Genomic DNA, 14,236 nt, shown 5'->3' with positions numbered 1-14,236 from the left:
CGCGCTCAGTCCTTCTTGAGCAGGCTGTCGCCGTACTGCTCGCGCAGCCGGTTCTTCAGCATCTTGCCGGTCGCGCCGAGCGGGATCGCGTCGACGAAGACGACATCGTCGGGTGTCCACCACTTCGCGATGCGGCCTTCGAAGAACCCGAGCAGCTCGTCACGCGTCAGCTCGACGCCGGGCTTCTTCACGACGATCAGCAGCGGCCGCTCGTCCCACTTGGCGTGCTTCGCGGCGATGCAGGCGGCCATCGCGACCTTCGGGTTCGCCATCGCGATGTTCTCGAGGTCGATCGAGCCGATCCACTCGCCGCCGGACTTGATCACGTCCTTGCTGCGATCGGTGATGTGCATGTAGCCATCGGGGTCGATCGTCGCGACGTCGCCGGTCGGGAACCAGCCGCGCCCTTGTTCGTCGACCATCAGCGGGTTGCCGCCTTCGTCCTTGAAGTATTTCGAGATGATCCACGGCCCGCGCACCAGCAGCTCGCCGGAGGTCTTGCCGTCCCACGGCAGGCTCTCGCCTTCCGGGCCGATGATCTTCATGTCGACGCCGTACACCACGCGGCCCTGCGTGCTCTGCACCGCCATGCGCTGTTCCGAGCTCTGATCGACATGCTTGCCCTTGATCACCGCCGCGGTACCGACCGGGCTCATCTCGGTCATGCCCCAGGCGTGCAGCACGTTGACGCCGTAGCTCTCTTCGAACGCCTTCATCATCGCCGGCGGGCAGGCCGAACCGCCGATCACGGTGCGGCGCATCGTCGAGAACTTCAGCCCGTTGGCCTCGACGTAAGCGAGCAGGCCCTGCCAGACGGTCGGCACGCCGGCCGAGATCGTCACGCGTTCGGTCTCGAACAACTCGTAGAGCGACTTGCCGTCGAGCCCGGCGCCGGGGAAGACCAGCTTCGCGCCCATCATGCAGGCCGCGTACGGCAGGCCCCAGGCATTGACGTGGAACATCGGCACGACCGGCAGGATCGCGTCGCGCGCCGAGACGTTCAGCGCATCGGGCAGCGCGATCGCGAAGGTGTGCAGCACGGTCGAACGATGGCTGTACAGCACGCCCTTCGGGTTGCCGGTCGTGCCGCTGGTGTAGCACAGCGACGAGGCGAGGTTCTCGTCGAAGTCCGGCCATGCGAAGCGGTCGTCACTCGCATCGATCAGGTCTTCGAAGCACAGCAGGTTCGGGATCTTGCTGTCGCCTTTGGAAGGATCGGGCATGTGCGCGCGGTCGGTCATCGCGACGAAGGCCTTGACGGTCTTGACGCGCCCGGCGATCGCCTCGATCAGCGGCAGGAAGGTCATGTCGAAGAACAGCACCTGGTCTTCGGCGTGGTCGGCGATGTAGACGACATGGTCCGGGTGCAGGCGCGGGTTCAGCGTGTGCAGCACGGCGCCCGAGCCCGAGACCGCGTAGTACAGCTCCATGTGGCGATAGCCGTTCCAGGCCAGCGTCGCGACGCGATCGCCGGGCTTGACGCCGAGCTTGCCGAGCGCATTCGCCATGCGGCGCGAGCGCGCGGCCAGCTCGCGGTAGGTGCAGCGGTGGATGTCGCCTTCGGTGCGGCGCGAGACCACTTCCTGGTCGCCGTGGTGGCGCTCGGCATGCACCAGCAGCGACGAGATCAGCAGCGGCTGCTGCATCATCAAACCGTTCATGTCGTTGTCTCCGTAGTCTTGAGCAGGGCGTTCACGATTGATTGTGGCGCAGCCGCGCGGCATCATGGCGCCGATGGCACGCATCGTTTTCACTCAACAGTTGCGGCGCTTCACCGAGACGCCCGAGGTCGATGCGCCGGTCGAGACCTTGCGCGCCGCGCTCGACGCCGCCTTCGCGCTGAACCCGCGACTGCGCGGCTACGTGCTCGACGACCAGGGGCACCTGCGCGGCAACGTCGTCGCCTTCGTCGACGGCCGACGCTGCGCCGAGCGCATCAGGCTCGACGACCCGCTGCGGCCCGACAGCCGGGTGCATGTGATGCAGGCGCTGTCGGGCGGCTGAACCAACGAGGAGGCGACCGTGATCGACCGACAACGCGCCTGGGTCGCGACCCGCAAGGGCTTGTTCGAGATGCGCCAGCGCGGCGGCGCGTGGGCGATCGAGCGGGTCATCTTTCTCGGCGAGCCGGTGTCGATGCTGCTGCCGCCGCAGGCCTCCGGGCGGATGCTCGCGGCGCTGAACCTCGGCCACTTCGGCGTCAAGCTGCACGCCTCGGACGACGCAGGCGCGACGTGGCACGAGCTGCCGACGCCCGCCTACCCGCCGCAGCCCGACGGCGAGCCGGTCGCCGGCGTGGCCTGGAAGCTGGTGCAGATCTGGTCGCTCGAGGCCGGTGCGGCAAGCGGCACGCTGTGGGCCGGCACGCTGCCGGGCGGCCTGTTCCGTTCGGACGACAACGGCGAGTCGTGGCGGTTGGTTGAGTCGCTCTGGAACCAGCCCGGCCGCGCCGAGTGGTTCGGCGGCGGCTACGACGTGCCCGGCATCCACTCGATCTGCCCGCATCCGGCGCGGCCGGGCGAATTGCTGGTCGGCATCAGCTGTGGCGGCGCCTGGGTCAGTACCGACGACGGCGCGAGCTGGCGGCTGCAGGCCGACGGCATGCACGCGGCCTACATGCCGCCCGACCAGGCCGAGAGCCCGAACACGCAGGACCCGCATCGCATTGTGCGCTGCGTCGCGCAGCCCGACGTGCTCTGGTGCCAGCACCACAACGGCGTCTGGCGCTCGGGCGACAACGCGCGCTCGTGGCAGGAGGTGCGCGGCGCGCCGCTGTCGAGCTTCGGCTTCGCGACCGCCGTGCATCCCGACGATGCCGACACCGCGTGGTTCGTGCCTGGCGTGGCCGATCAGCAGCGCGTGCCGGTCGGCGGCGCGCTGGTCGTGAACCGCACGCGCGATGGCGGGCGCAGCTTCGAGACGCTGGGCCGCGGGTTGCCTGCCGAGCACTGCTACGACCTGGTCTATCGCCACGGCCTGGCTGTCGACGCAAGCGGTCGCCGGCTGCTGATGGCGAGCACGACCGGCAACCTGTGGGCGAGCGACGACGGCGGCGATCGATGGGCGATGGTGCAGGCGCATCTGCCGCCGATCTACGCCGTCCGCTTCGACTGACGATCGCGAGCGCGGCGCGCGCGACTCACATCCGCTCACGCGAGTGTGGCGAACACCGCACATCCGAACGACGAACGTGGGGGCGACCCCCATGCGAGGGATGTGTTGTCACATAGAGCGGCCGAAAATTGCGGCATGCGTTGAGCCCGTCGTCGCGAGCTCCGCTGCACCGGACAGGCGCCACACTGTTCCGGCCAAGGATCTGCCATGCCGCAAACCTACAACGTTGGAGCCCGCTCGCTGTTCGTCACCGCCACCGCCTGGGTGTTCATCGTGCTGGCGGCACTGACCAGCATCTCGGCACTGGTGCAGAACGCGGCGGTGGCGTCGTTGATGCCGGGACTGCAGGTGGCGACCGCGCGCCTGCCGTTGCTGACCGGGCTGCTGATCGGCTACCTGCCGTGGGTCGTGGGCATCGGCCTGGTGATGTCGCTGGCCACGCTCGCTTCGGCGATCGGCCTGCTGATGCGCCTCGACTGGGCGCGCCGCAGCTTCATCGTGCTGCTGGTGGTGGCGATCTTCGCGAACCTGCTCGGCCTGTGGCTGCAGCAGGAGGTCGTGCAGTCGGTGGTCAGCAACACGCTGAACAGCGTCGCGATCCCGCAGCAGGCGATGGGCGTGTTCGGCGGCTTCGTGACCGCGGCGCGCGTGATGGCCGTGCTGATGACGCTGGTCGGCTGCGCGTTGCTGGGCTGGATCATCCGCCGGCTGATGTCGGCGACGGTGCGGCAGGAATTCGCCTGAGGAAGCGCCGGGCCGAGACTGCGCTCAGGGCGCGTCGCCGTCCACGTAGTACCAGCGGCCCTCTTCGCGCACGAAGCGGCTGAGTTCGTGCAGGCGCTCGGCGCGGCCGCCGAGCTTGCTGCGGGCGATGAACTCCACCGTCGCGTGGTCGGCGTCGATCGGCGTGTGACGCCGCAATTCCAGACCCAACCACTTCAGCCCCGGCGGATTGGGCGCCAGCGACGCCGGGCGCGTGCTTGCATGCCAGGTCGCGATCAGGTAGTCGAGACGGTCGAGCACGAAGGCGCTGTAGCGCGAGCGCATCAGCGCCTCGGCGCTCGGCGCCAGCAGGTGCAGCGGGCCGGCGTGGTAGCGGCCGCAGCAGGCTTCATAGGGCAGGGCGTCGCCGAGTGTCGCAAGAGTCCGGCAGGGGCAGGGCAGCGGCGTCATGCCAGCGCGAGCTCCCAGGTCTCGCCGACGAGGTCGTGGCCGAAGCTGTGATGCGACTCGCTGTGCGTTGGCACATAGCCCGCCTGGCGGTAGATGGCGCGCGCGGCGAACAGGTTGGCGTTGGTCCAGAGCATGATCTTCCGATAGCCCGCTTCGCGCGCGAAACGCGTGCAGGTGTCGACCAGTTGCCGGCCGAGGCCGAGGCCGCGTGCCGCGGGTTCGACCAGCAGCAGGCGCAGCTGGGCCGTGCCGTCGATCGGCGCGCGCGTGCTGTCGTCGCGCGCCTGGACCAGGAAGATGCTGCCCAGGCGCGCGCCGTCGCGCTCGGCGATCCAGCACGCTTCGCGCTGGGGGTCGAAGTGCTCGATGAAGTCGGCGGCGATGCGCGCCACGAGCGCCTCGAAGCCGATGTCCCACGCGTACTCCTGGGCATAGAGCGCGCCATGGCGCGAGATCACCCAGCCGATGTCGCCGGGGCGATGCGGGCGCAGCGTGGCGGGTGCGCCGCGTGCCGGCGATTCGCCAAGCAGCTGCTCGATGCCCGTCATCGACTGCAGCAATTGCTGCTGCTGCGTTTCGGTCAGGGTCGCGAGCAAGGCGCCGATGTCGTCGCGCGAGCGCGTGTCGAGCGGCGCGAACGCGCGTTTCCCCACGGGGGTCAGGCGCAGGTGCTGCTGGCGCGCGTCGTCTTTCGAGCGCGTGCCCTGGATCAGTCCGCGTTCCTTGAAGCCGGTCAGCAGGCGGCTGAGGTAGCCGGCATCGAGGTCGAGCGCGCGCGCGAGCTCGGTCGCGGTCAGGGCATCGTGGTGCGCAAGTTCCCAGAGCAGACGCGATTCGGTGAGCGTGAACGTCGAGTCCAGCAGACCTTCGTGCAACGCGCCGATGCGGCGCGTGTAGAAGCGGTTGAAGCGGCGGACGGTTTCGATGCGGGTGTCGAGCATGGTGGTCGATTCTTCCGCAGATGATTGCCAAAAGCAATCAATTGGGAAATCCCTGAGCTTGCGCAATGAACTGTATAAACGTACAGTCTTTCAATGGACTCGCTGCCTGCTTTCGCACCGCCGACACCGCTTCCGGCGGTGCACGCCGCGCGAGCACTGTACAGGCACGTGGTCGATCCAGCGCTGGCGCCCACCTCGGGGTTGCCCGAGGCCGCGACTGTCGCCCGCCCGGCGCCGATCCGCCCCGAGAGCCTGCATCCCACGCTCTGGTTCGGTCACCAGCTGGCCCGGCATGGCGATGCGGCGGTCACGAGCGGCTTCGCGGCGCTCGATGCGCAGTTGCCCGGCGCCGGCTGGCCGCGCCGGGCCTTGACCGAATTGCTGTTGCCGCATCCGGGCGTCGGCGAGATCCGTCTGCTCGCGCCCAGCCTGGTCGCGACGCAGAACGCCGGTCGGCTGGTGATACTGTTCGATCCGCCCGCCACGCTGTCGGCCACGGCACTTGCGCAGCTCGGTTTCGAGGTCGAGGAACTGCTGATCGTCAACACCCGCACCCGCGTGATCCCCGGCACCGACAGCCTGTGGGCGCTGGAGCAGGCGCTCAAGAGCGGCCATGTCGGCGCCGTGCTGGCGTGGCTGCCGCCGCGCTTGCGGGCCGAGCGCCTGCGCCGGCTGCAGCTGGCCGCCCATGCCCACGACGGCCCGGCCTTCGTGTTCTGCGAGATGAGCGCGGCGCAGCGTCCCACGGCCGCGCCGCTGCGCCTGGCCTTGCGCGCCAGCGGCGCCGATGCGCTCGCGGTGCGCGTGCTGAAACGCCGCGGCCCGCCGCTCGATGCGCCGGTGCGGCTCGCGCTGCCGCCGGTGCTGTCCGAGGTGGCGCAGCAGCGTGCGCAGGCGGGCCTCGAGCCGGCAGGCGCAGCCACGGCCGTGTCGACGCAGCCGATCGGCCTGCACCCCGCGACCTTCGTCAACCTCGCCGCCGGCTGATTGCAATTCGCGGGCCGCTTGAAGCGCAGCATGCGATCCATGGCGCATCGTCAGAACCTTCTTCACCGTGCTCTGGATCGCTCTGCACCTGCCGCAGCTGTCGCTCGAATCGTTCGCGGCGACGCTGCCGCACGAATCCGCCGATCAGCCGCTGGCGCTGCTGGACACGCATTCGATCCTTGATGTCAACGCCCCGGCCCGCGCGCTCGGTGTCAGGCCCGGCTTCAAGTGCGCCACCGCGCTGGCGCTGGCGCCGCAGCTGACGCTGGGGCTGGCCGATCCGGGTCGTGATGCGCAGGCGCTGACCGCGGTCGCGCACGCGGCGCTGGCGTTCACGCCGATGGTCGTGATCCAGCCGCCCAGCGATGCTGCAGCCACCGGCGCGCCCGATGCCGCGCCCCACACCGTGCTGCTCGAAGTGCAGGCCAGCCTGCGCTACTTCGGCGGCCTGCCCGCCTTGCTGCAGCGGCTGCAGGCTGCGCTCGTGCCGCTCGGGCACCGGCTGAACATCGTCAGCGCGAGCACCGCGCTCGGCGCCGCGCTGCTCGCACGCGTGCACGCCAGGCTGAACTGCGCCGACCTCGCCGCCACTTGCCGCGCGCTCGAGCGTGCCCCGGTCTGGCTGCTCGGCCCCGGCCGCGTGCATTGGGAGGCTTTGCAGGGCATGGGCCTGCGCACGCTGACCGATCTGAAGCGCGTGCCGCGCGACGGCCTCGCGCGCCGCTTCGGCCCGGTCGTGCTGAGCGAGCTCGATCGCGCGACCGGCGCCCGCCCCGATCCGCGCGAGCCGCTCGCACTGCCGTCCGCGTTCGAGAGCCGGCTCGAACTCTTCGCCCGTGCCGACACCACCGAGCAGCTGCTGCATGGCGCCACGGTGCTGCTGACGCGACTGGTGGCGTGGCTGTCGGCGCAGCACGCTTTCGTGCGCCGCTTCACCCTCGTGATGGCGCACGAGCGGCGCTCGCGCCGCGATGCGCCCGGCGCCGAGACCACCGCTCTGACGATCGCGCTTGCCGAGCCCTCGCGCGACAGCGTCCACCTGCGGCTGCTGCTGCGCGAACGGCTGGCGCAACTGCAGCTGCCCGCACCGACGCTGGAACTGCGCCTGCACGCCGAAGACATCGCGCGCCGCGCGCCGCCCAACACCGAGCTGTTTCCGACGCCGGCCTGCGAGCAGGAGGGCCTGATCCGCCTGATCGAGCGGCTCCAGGCGCGCCTCGGGCGCGAGCAGGTGCTGCGGCTGGAGGCGCGTGAAGACCATCGCCCCGAGCGCGCGACCGCGTGGTGCCTGGCCGACGCGCAGATGCGCCCGGCGCGCGCGCAAGGCAGCGCCGGCCGCCGCGTTTCATCCGCCGTGTGCAGCAACCTGGTGCGCCCGGTCTGGCTGCTGCAGCGCCCCGAGGCGCTGGCCGAGTGCGAGCTTCTCGGCGAGCGCGGCCCGCTGCTCGATGGCCAGCCGCTGCAATTGCTCAGCGGCCCGGAGCGCATCGAATCCGGCTGGTGGGACGCCGATCTCGTCCAGCGCGATTACTACATCGCGCAGCTGCCCGATGGCGCGCTGTTGTGGATCTTCCGGGAGCGCGTGCCGGTGCCGGGCTCGCGCCTCGCGTGGTTCCTGCAAGGCCGGTTCGGCTGAATCAGGCGACCCTGCCGAACCACCATACCGACAAGCCTGCCGCCAGCACCACCAGCAAGGCGCCGGCGGCCGCGAACAGCGCGCTGATCTCGGTTTCCTTCTTCTCGACGATCAGTCGGGTCGACAGGCCTTGGTACACCTGCTTCAGGTCGGCCGCGGTGCCGGCGTAGAAATAGTCGGCGCGGGTCAGGTTCGCGATGTTCTTCAAGGTGTCTTCGTCGAGCCGCACGCGCATCGACCAGCCCTCGAAGCCGATCGTCTCGCCTTCCTTGGTGCCGATGCCGACGGTGTAGACGCGCACGCCGCGGTCGGCGGCCATCTTCGCCGCCTCGACCGGGTCGGGGCCGGTCGTGCGCTGGCCATCGGTCAGCAGGATGATCGCGGCCGAGCCGTACGAGCCCGGCGCGACCGGCGTGAACGGTGGGCGCGGCTTGTCGCCCGGCGCCGGCGGCATCTCGCGCTGGCCGGTGATCTGCGAGAGGTCGATGCCGGCGTCGGGGAACAGCGTGGCCAGCGACAGCACGATGCCGCTGCCGATCGCGGTGCCGCGCTGCAGCTGGAAGCGATCGATCGCGGCGACGACGTCCTCGCGGCTCAGCGTGGGCGCCTGCACGACCGCGGCGGTGCCGGCGAACTGCACGACCGCGATGCGCACGCTGCGCGGCAGCTCGGCGACGAAGGCCTTGGCGGCCTCTTTTGCGGCGGTCATGCGATCGGGCAGCACATCGGCCGCGCGCATGCTGCCGGAGACGTCGATCGCCAGCACGATGGTCTTCTCGGCCGACGGCAAGGTGATGACCGCGGCCGGCCGCCCCACGGCGACCAGCAGCGCCGCCATCGCCGTCAGCAGCAGCGCCGGCGGCAGATGGCGGCGCCACGCCAGACCCTTGCTCATCGCCTGCTTGACCAGCCCGAGGCTGGCGAAGCGCAGCGCGCTCTTCTTGCGCCGGCGCAGCAGCCACACGTACAGCAGCACGAGCAGCGGCAGCGCGATCAGCCCCCACAGCATCTCGGGCCACAAAAAGGTCAACGGCAGCTTGAACGGGAGATCGTTCATTGGTGCACCCTTCGGCCTACGGCCGGTCCCGCCGGGCGGGAATGAGCCTCTACGGGCGGCCGGGCGAGGCTCATGTCGATGCCCCGGCCCAGGCCGACAGATGCCCGCCGACATCCGCACGGCCCGGCCTGCCGCTCCAGTTTGCGAGCCGGCTGCGCTGCTTGCGCAACTCGGCGAAGCGCAGGATTCCGTCCATCAGGTCGGCGTCGGTCGACAGTTCGAGGGTGTCCACGCCGGCGCGCGCGAGGCCTTCGCGCAGCGCCGTCTCGCGCTGCTGCGCGGCCGCCGCGAAGCGCTTGCGGAAACCGCGGTCATGCGTGTCGACGACGAGCTCTTCGCCGCTCTCGGCGTCGCGCATCGTGACCAGGCCGAGGTCGGGCAGCTCCATCTCGAGCGGATCGAACAGGCGCACCGCGGTCACTTCGTGGCGCATCGCGAGCTGCGCCAGCGCCTGCTCCCAGCCCGGCGCGCTGATGAAGTCGGAGATGACGAACACGGTGCTGCGGCGGCGCACGATGCCATGCGCGGCGGCGAGCAGGTCGCGCAGGTTGGTGGCGCCGGTCGGGCTCTGTTCGGGCCGCGAGGCCATGCGCTGCAGCAGGTTCAGCACGTGCACCCGGCTGCTGCCGGCCGGCAGCACGGTGTCGACCTCGGTGCCATAGAGCAGCGCGCCGACGCGGTTGCCGTGACGCGTCAGCAGCCGCGCCAGCACGCCGACGAACTCGCGCGCCAGCGTGCGCTTGGTGAGTTCGTTCGAGCCGAAGTCGACGCTCGCGCTCAGGTCGACGAGAAACCAGGCGGTCAGCTCGCGGTCTTCGGTGAACTGGCGCACATAGGGCTGCTGCAGCCGCGCGGTCACGTTCCAGTCGATGTGGCGCACGTCGTCGAAGTGCTGGTACTCGCGCAGATCCGCCAGATCGAGCCCGGCGCCGCGCCACAGCGTGCGGTAGTCGCCCTGCAGCAGGCCGTCGAGGCGGCGGATGACCGTCCACTCGAGGCGCCTGAGCAGCGCCTCGGCGGTCGGGCTCGTCGGGGCGGTTGTCATGGCTCGAGCGGCTTGTCGGGCACCGGGATCTTCTTCATCACGCGCTGCACGATCGCGTCGGCGCTCAGGCCGTCGGCGAGCGCTTCGTAAGAGAGCACGAGCCGGTGGCGCAGCACGTCGCCGACCAGGCCGGTCATGTCTTCGGGCAGCGCGTAGCCGCGCCCGCGCATGAAGGCCAGCGCGCGCGCGCCCTCGATCAGGCCGATGGTCGCGCGCGGGCTCGCGCCGTAGCTCAGGTACTTCGCGAGCTCGGCCAGGCCGTAGCGGTCCGGGCGGCGCGTCGCGCTGACGAGCTTGACGGCGTACTGCATCAGCGACGGGTCGACATACACCTTGCGGCATTCCTGCTGCAGTTCGGCGAGCTGACCCATGCTGGCGACGGCCGTGACGACGGTGGCCGCGCCGGTCACGCGCTGCGCGATCACGAACTCTTCTTCCTCGCTCGGGTAGTCGACCAGCACCTTCATCATGAAACGGTCGACCTGCGCCTCGGGCAGCGGGTAGGTGCCTTCGGTCTCGATCGGGTTCTGCGTCGCCATCACCAGGAACGGCTCGGGCACCTTGTGCGTCTCGCCGGCGATCGTGACCTGGCGCTCCTGCATCACCTCGAGCAGCGCGCTCTGCACCTTGGCGGGCGCGCGGTTGATCTCGTCGGCCAGCAGCAGGTGCGTGAAGACCGGGCCGAGCGAGGTCGAGAACTCGCCGGTGCGCGGGTTGAAGATGCGCGTGCCGACCAGATCGGCCGGCACCAGGTCGGGCGTGAACTGGATGCGCTTGAACGTGCCGCGCAGGGTGGCGGCGAGCGTCCTGACCGTCAGCGTCTTCGCCAGCCCCGGCACGCCCTCGACCAGCAGGTGGCCCTGCGCGAGCACCGCAACCATCACGCGTTCGAGAAAGTGATCCTGCCCGACGACGACGCGCTTGACCTCGTAAAGAATCTGCTCCATCAGCGTGGAGGCGTGTGCGCTGCTGGTGTTGACGCTGTGGTCCATTCGGGAGGCCCTGGAGTTTCGAATCAGAACGGCGGCATGCCCACGGCCGCGGCCGCGTTCTCGATCGGCACCGCGAAGCCGATGCCGATGAAGGTGCGCTGCTGCGAGGGATTCAGGATCGCCGTGACGATGCCGACGACCTGGCCGTCCATCGTGACCAGCGGCCCGCCCGAGTTGCCGGGGTTCGCCGCGGCGTCGAACTGGATCAGGTTTGTCAGCGTCTGCCGGCCTTCGGGCGAGCGGAACTCGCGCTTCAGGCCCGAGACCACGCCGGCGGATACCGAAGGCCCGATGCCGAACGGAAAGCCGATCGCCGCCACCTGGTCGCCCGGCGAAAGATCGCCGGTGCTGCGCAAGGTCGCGGCTTCGAGATCGTCTGGAATCGTCTTCGCGCGCAGCACCGCGAGATCGTTCTCGGGCTGCATGCTGATCACGACCGCGTCGGACTCGGTGCCGTCCATGAACGTGACCTTGATGCGCTTGGCACCGTTGATCACGTGCAGGTTCGTCAGGATCGTGCCGTTGTCGATGATGACAACGCCGGTGCCGACGCCGCGCTCGACCGGCGTGCGGGCAGGCCTGGCGTCCTTGCCGCTTTTGACGTCCTTGGCGTCTTTCGCCTCCTTGCTTTCGTCGCGGTCGCTGCCGTCGTCGCCCTCGGTCATCAGGCCGACGACACGCACGATCGACGGCAGCACCGCGTCATAGGCCGCCGCGACCGGCGAAGCCAGCGGTTTCTCCTCGATCGACTTGCGCATCGCGGTGTCGATCTGCGCCATCGTCAGCGCCGGCGTGCGCGGTGCCATCCCGCTGTTCAGTGCCAGCCCGGCGGCGACCAGCAACAGCACGGCGCTGGCCCACAAGCGCCGTTCATGGCGCACGAGCATCGCCTTGAAGCGCCCGCGGCGCGTGGCCGGGGGAACGCGGCTGGAGGCGGGCGCGCCGTCGGTCGTCTCGGTTGCCGCGGCCCCGACCGCGGCGGCGTCGTCGGGGGCCCGGGCGAGCGGGCGTGAGCGACTGTAGAGCGGTGCCTTCTTCATCGTCTGGATCCCGGGTGAACGTCTGATCCGATCCATCGCGGCAGTCGCACGAAGCAGGCCCTCGCCCCACCGCGTCGCTACAGTAGCACGCGGCACAAAACCTGTCACAGCGAACGGGGTGCCGAGGCCCGTGCCGGGGCAGTGCATCATCGCGGCCATGTGGATCGACAGCCATTGCCATCTCGACGCGAGCGAGTTCGACGCCGACCGCGACGCGGTCGTCGCGCGCGCCCGCGCCGCCGGCGTCGCGCAGATCGTGCTGCCGGCCGTCGGACGCTTCGACTTCGACACGGTGCGGCAGCTCGCGCACCGCCACGACTTTGCCTATGCGCTGGGGATCCATCCGTTGTTCGTCGGGCGAGCGGGCGACGACGACCTGCGCCACCTGCGCGACATGCTGGCCGCGCACCGCGCCGACCCGCGCCTGGTCGCGGTCGGCGAGATCGGCCTCGACCACTTCATCGAAGGGCTGGACCGGGCGCGCCAGGAGCGCTTTTACGTCGCGCAGCTCGAGCTTGCGCGCGAGTTCGAGCTGCCGGTGATCCTGCACGTGCGCAAGTCGGCCGATACGTTGCTGAAGCACCTGCGCGCCGTCAAGGTGCGCGGCGGCATCGCACACGCGTTCAACGGCAGCGAGCAGCAGGCGCAGGCCTTCGTCGGCCTGGGTTTCAAGCTCGGCTTCGGCGGCGCGATGACCTTCGAGCGCGCGCTGCAGATCCGTCGGCTCGCGCAGACGCTGCCGGCCGAGGCGCTCGTGCTCGAGACCGATGCGCCCGACATCCCGCCGCACTGGCTCTACCGCACCGCCGCGCAGCGCGCGGCCGGCGCCCGCACGCGCAACGAGCCGGCCGAGTTGCCGCGCATCGCGCAGACATTGGCCGATCTGCGCGGGCTGTCGTTACCGGCGCTTGCCGAACTGACATCGGCGAACACTCGAGCGGCCTTGCCGGGCCTCACGTGAGCGAACTTGTCCTCGAAGGCCTGGCGCCGGTGGTCGACGCGAACACGCGCCTGGTCGTGCTCGGCAGCTTTCCCGGTGTCGCGTCGCTGCAGGCGCAGCAGTACTACGGCCACCCGCGCAATCACTTCTGGCCGGTCCTGGCCGCGTTGTGGCAGCTCGATCTGAGGGCAGCGAGCTATGCGCAGCGGATCGCCGCCGTGCGCGCGCACGGCCTCGGCATCTGGGATGTCTACGCCAGCTGCGAGCGCATCGGCAGCCTCGACAGTGCGATCGAGAACGCCCGCCTCAACGACCTCGCGAGCCTGACGCGGCGTGCACCGCAGCTGCAGGCGATCGCCCACAACGGCGGCGAATCGGCCCGCGCGATGCGCGTGACGCGCGCGCTCGGCCTGCCGGTGCACCGTCTGCCCTCGACCAGCCCGGCGAACGCGAGCTGGAGTTTCGAGCGCAAGCTCGCGGCCTGGCGCGCCGTCTTCGAAGAACATGGAGTCGCATGAAGAATCCGCGCCGCCGGAACGACGAACCCGAACTCGCACCCGCGACGATCTCCGAGGCCGACGGCGTGCGCTACCTGCACCTCGGCACGCCGTGGGTGCAGGGCGCGATGCGCATCCGCAAATCGCTCGCGCTCGAGCTCGAATACATCCAGCGCATGATGGTCTGGATGCTGCTGCGGCCCGCCGAGGAGCTGACCCACGGCCACGCGGTGCAGCTCGGTCTCGGTGCCGCGGCGATCACGCGCTTTTGCCACAGCACGCTGCGCATGCGCTGCACTGCCGTCGAGCTGAACCCGAGCGTGATCGATGCCTGCCGGCTCTGGTTCCACCTGCCGGTCGATTCGGCGCGCTTCGAGGTACTGAACATGGACGCCGCGGAGTTCGTCGCCGACCCGGTGCGCATCGATTCGGTGCAGGCGCTGTGCGTCGACCTCTACGACCACGACGCCGCGAGCCCGGTGCTCGACAGTGCCGACTTCTATCGCGACTGCGAGCGTGTGCTCGTCGACGGTGGCGTGATGACCGTGAACCTGTTCGGCCGCGACGCCAGCTTCGAGCGCAGCGCCGCGCGCATCGCCGCGGCCTTCGGCGAGGCGCAGGTCTGGGCCTTGCGGCCGACGAAGGAGGGCAACAGCATCGTCGTGGCCTGCAAGCACACGCCGATGCCGGATCGCGCCGCGCTGCTGCGGCGCGCGGATAACATCGAGCGCCGGTTCAAGCTGCCGGCGAAGAAATGGCTTCGCATGATCCGGCCGCTGGCGCCGGCTGCCGCCGAAGCGGTCGAACCTTAGAG

General features: G+C 70.1%; 15 protein-coding genes. 8 read left to right on the top strand and 7 right to left on the bottom strand.

What is annotated here, in order from left to right:
* Positions 1–5: 5 nt before the first annotated feature.
* The gene (locus AC1DTW_RS16610; RefSeq protein WP_477982371.1) at positions 6–1,661 is read right to left on the bottom strand and encodes a 3-(methylthio)propionyl-CoA ligase; all 1,656 of its coding nucleotides are present in this window, start codon (positions 1,659–1,661) and stop codon (positions 6–8) included.
* Between the two features lie 73 nt (positions 1,662–1,734).
* On the opposite strand from AC1DTW_RS16610, the gene AC1DTW_RS16605 reads away from it, so the two are divergent.
* From AC1DTW_RS16605 to AC1DTW_RS16595, 3 genes are all read left to right on the top strand, one after another.
* Positions 1,735–2,004 (top strand): MoaD/ThiS family protein, encoded by a 270-nt coding sequence (locus tag AC1DTW_RS16605; protein WP_477982369.1) that lies wholly within the window; start codon positions 1,735–1,737, stop codon positions 2,002–2,004.
* Between the two features lie 69 nt (positions 2,005–2,073).
* Entirely contained in the window at positions 2,074–3,114 is a 1,041-nt protein-coding gene (locus tag AC1DTW_RS16600) for a WD40/YVTN/BNR-like repeat-containing protein (protein WP_477982416.1), read from the top strand.
* 207 nt (positions 3,115–3,321) lie between these two features.
* Entirely contained in the window at positions 3,322–3,858 is a 537-nt protein-coding gene (locus AC1DTW_RS16595; RefSeq protein WP_477982368.1) for a hypothetical protein, read from the top strand.
* Between the two features lie 24 nt (positions 3,859–3,882).
* On the opposite strand, the gene AC1DTW_RS16590 is transcribed toward AC1DTW_RS16595, so the two are convergent.
* Together AC1DTW_RS16590 and AC1DTW_RS16585 are read right to left on the bottom strand one after the other, a co-directional pair.
* Positions 3,883–4,287, bottom strand: coding sequence for a YchJ family protein (locus tag AC1DTW_RS16590; protein WP_477982367.1), 405 nt, complete (start codon positions 4,285–4,287; stop codon positions 3,883–3,885).
* Positions 4,284–5,228, bottom strand: a complete 945-nt coding sequence (locus AC1DTW_RS16585) for a bifunctional helix-turn-helix transcriptional regulator/GNAT family N-acetyltransferase (protein WP_477982366.1) — start codon at positions 5,226–5,228, stop codon at positions 4,284–4,286. Before AC1DTW_RS16585 ends, AC1DTW_RS16590 begins: the two co-directional genes overlap by 4 nt.
* Before the next feature lie 168 nt (positions 5,229–5,396).
* Between AC1DTW_RS16585 and imuA the strand changes: the two genes are divergently transcribed.
* Together imuA and AC1DTW_RS16575 are read left to right on the top strand one after the other, a co-directional pair.
* Positions 5,397–6,215: a translesion DNA synthesis-associated protein ImuA gene (gene imuA, locus AC1DTW_RS16580; RefSeq protein WP_477982365.1), complete on the top strand. Its 819-nt coding sequence runs from the start codon at positions 5,397–5,399 to the stop codon at positions 6,213–6,215.
* Positions 6,216–6,282: 67 nt separating this feature from the next.
* Positions 6,283–7,851 (top strand): Y-family DNA polymerase, encoded by a 1,569-nt coding sequence (locus AC1DTW_RS16575; RefSeq protein WP_477982364.1) that lies wholly within the window; start codon positions 6,283–6,285, stop codon positions 7,849–7,851.
* Between the two features lies 1 nt (position 7,852).
* On the opposite strand, the gene AC1DTW_RS16570 is transcribed toward AC1DTW_RS16575, so the two are convergent.
* The 4 genes from AC1DTW_RS16570 to AC1DTW_RS16555 form a co-directional block, all read right to left on the bottom strand.
* Positions 7,853–8,908: a VWA domain-containing protein gene (locus AC1DTW_RS16570; protein ID WP_477982363.1), complete on the bottom strand. Its 1,056-nt coding sequence runs from the start codon at positions 8,906–8,908 to the stop codon at positions 7,853–7,855.
* 70 nt (positions 8,909–8,978) lie between these two features.
* Entirely contained in the window at positions 8,979–9,953 is a 975-nt protein-coding gene (locus AC1DTW_RS16565) for a DUF58 domain-containing protein (protein WP_477982362.1), read from the bottom strand.
* A complete protein-coding gene (locus tag AC1DTW_RS16560) occupies positions 9,950–10,945 on the bottom strand; it encodes an AAA family ATPase (protein ID WP_477982361.1) in 996 nt (331 codons plus the stop codon). The genes AC1DTW_RS16565 and AC1DTW_RS16560 overlap by 4 nt, the downstream gene beginning before the upstream one ends.
* Positions 10,946–10,968: 23 nt before the next feature.
* Positions 10,969–11,985: a S1C family serine protease gene (locus AC1DTW_RS16555; protein WP_477982359.1), complete on the bottom strand. Its 1,017-nt coding sequence runs from the start codon at positions 11,983–11,985 to the stop codon at positions 10,969–10,971.
* Between the two features lie 157 nt (positions 11,986–12,142).
* On the opposite strand from AC1DTW_RS16555, the gene AC1DTW_RS16550 reads away from it, so the two are divergent.
* Genes AC1DTW_RS16550 through AC1DTW_RS16540 form a run of 3 tightly spaced genes read left to right on the top strand, consistent with a single transcriptional unit; the run spans position 12,143 to position 14,234 of the window.
* Positions 12,143–12,946: a TatD family hydrolase gene (locus AC1DTW_RS16550; RefSeq protein WP_477982358.1), complete on the top strand. Its 804-nt coding sequence runs from the start codon at positions 12,143–12,145 to the stop codon at positions 12,944–12,946.
* Positions 12,943–13,443: a DNA-deoxyinosine glycosylase gene (locus AC1DTW_RS16545; RefSeq protein WP_477982357.1), complete on the top strand. Its 501-nt coding sequence runs from the start codon at positions 12,943–12,945 to the stop codon at positions 13,441–13,443. Before AC1DTW_RS16550 ends, AC1DTW_RS16545 begins: the two co-directional genes overlap by 4 nt.
* Complete coding sequence (locus tag AC1DTW_RS16540) at positions 13,440–14,234, top strand: class I SAM-dependent methyltransferase (RefSeq protein WP_477982356.1); 795 nt, start codon at positions 13,440–13,442, stop codon at positions 14,232–14,234. Before AC1DTW_RS16545 ends, AC1DTW_RS16540 begins: the two co-directional genes overlap by 4 nt.
* Positions 14,235–14,236 lie beyond the last annotated feature (2 nt).

The sequence above is a fragment of the Rhizobacter sp. P5_A1 genome, from assembly GCF_056400745.1.
This window is presented reverse-complemented; position numbering and strand designations above follow the sequence as displayed.

Bases quoted from the DNA above. Each gene is read 5' to 3' on its own strand.
- AC1DTW_RS16610 (WP_477982371.1), bottom strand. From the start codon at position 1,661: ATGAACGGTTTGATGATGCAGCAGCCGCTGCTGATCTCGTCGCTGCTG.
- AC1DTW_RS16605 (WP_477982369.1), top strand. From the start codon at position 1,735: ATGGCACGCATCGTTTTCACTCAACAGTTGCGGCGCTTCACCGAGACG.
- AC1DTW_RS16600 (WP_477982416.1), top strand. From the start codon at position 2,074: ATGCGCCAGCGCGGCGGCGCGTGGGCGATCGAGCGGGTCATCTTTCTC.
- AC1DTW_RS16595 (WP_477982368.1), top strand. From the start codon at position 3,322: ATGCCGCAAACCTACAACGTTGGAGCCCGCTCGCTGTTCGTCACCGCC.
- AC1DTW_RS16590 (WP_477982367.1), bottom strand. From the start codon at position 4,287: ATGACGCCGCTGCCCTGCCCCTGCCGGACTCTTGCGACACTCGGCGAC.
- AC1DTW_RS16585 (WP_477982366.1), bottom strand. From the start codon at position 5,228: ATGCTCGACACCCGCATCGAAACCGTCCGCCGCTTCAACCGCTTCTAC.
- AC1DTW_RS16570 (WP_477982363.1), bottom strand. From the start codon at position 8,908: ATGAACGATCTCCCGTTCAAGCTGCCGTTGACCTTTTTGTGGCCCGAG.
- AC1DTW_RS16565 (WP_477982362.1), bottom strand. From the start codon at position 9,953: ATGACAACCGCCCCGACGAGCCCGACCGCCGAGGCGCTGCTCAGGCGC.
- AC1DTW_RS16560 (WP_477982361.1), bottom strand. From the start codon at position 10,945: ATGGACCACAGCGTCAACACCAGCAGCGCACACGCCTCCACGCTGATG.
- AC1DTW_RS16555 (WP_477982359.1), bottom strand. From the start codon at position 11,985: ATGAAGAAGGCACCGCTCTACAGTCGCTCACGCCCGCTCGCCCGGGCC.
- AC1DTW_RS16550 (WP_477982358.1), top strand. From the start codon at position 12,143: ATGTGGATCGACAGCCATTGCCATCTCGACGCGAGCGAGTTCGACGCC.
- AC1DTW_RS16540 (WP_477982356.1), top strand. From the start codon at position 13,440: ATGAAGAATCCGCGCCGCCGGAACGACGAACCCGAACTCGCACCCGCG.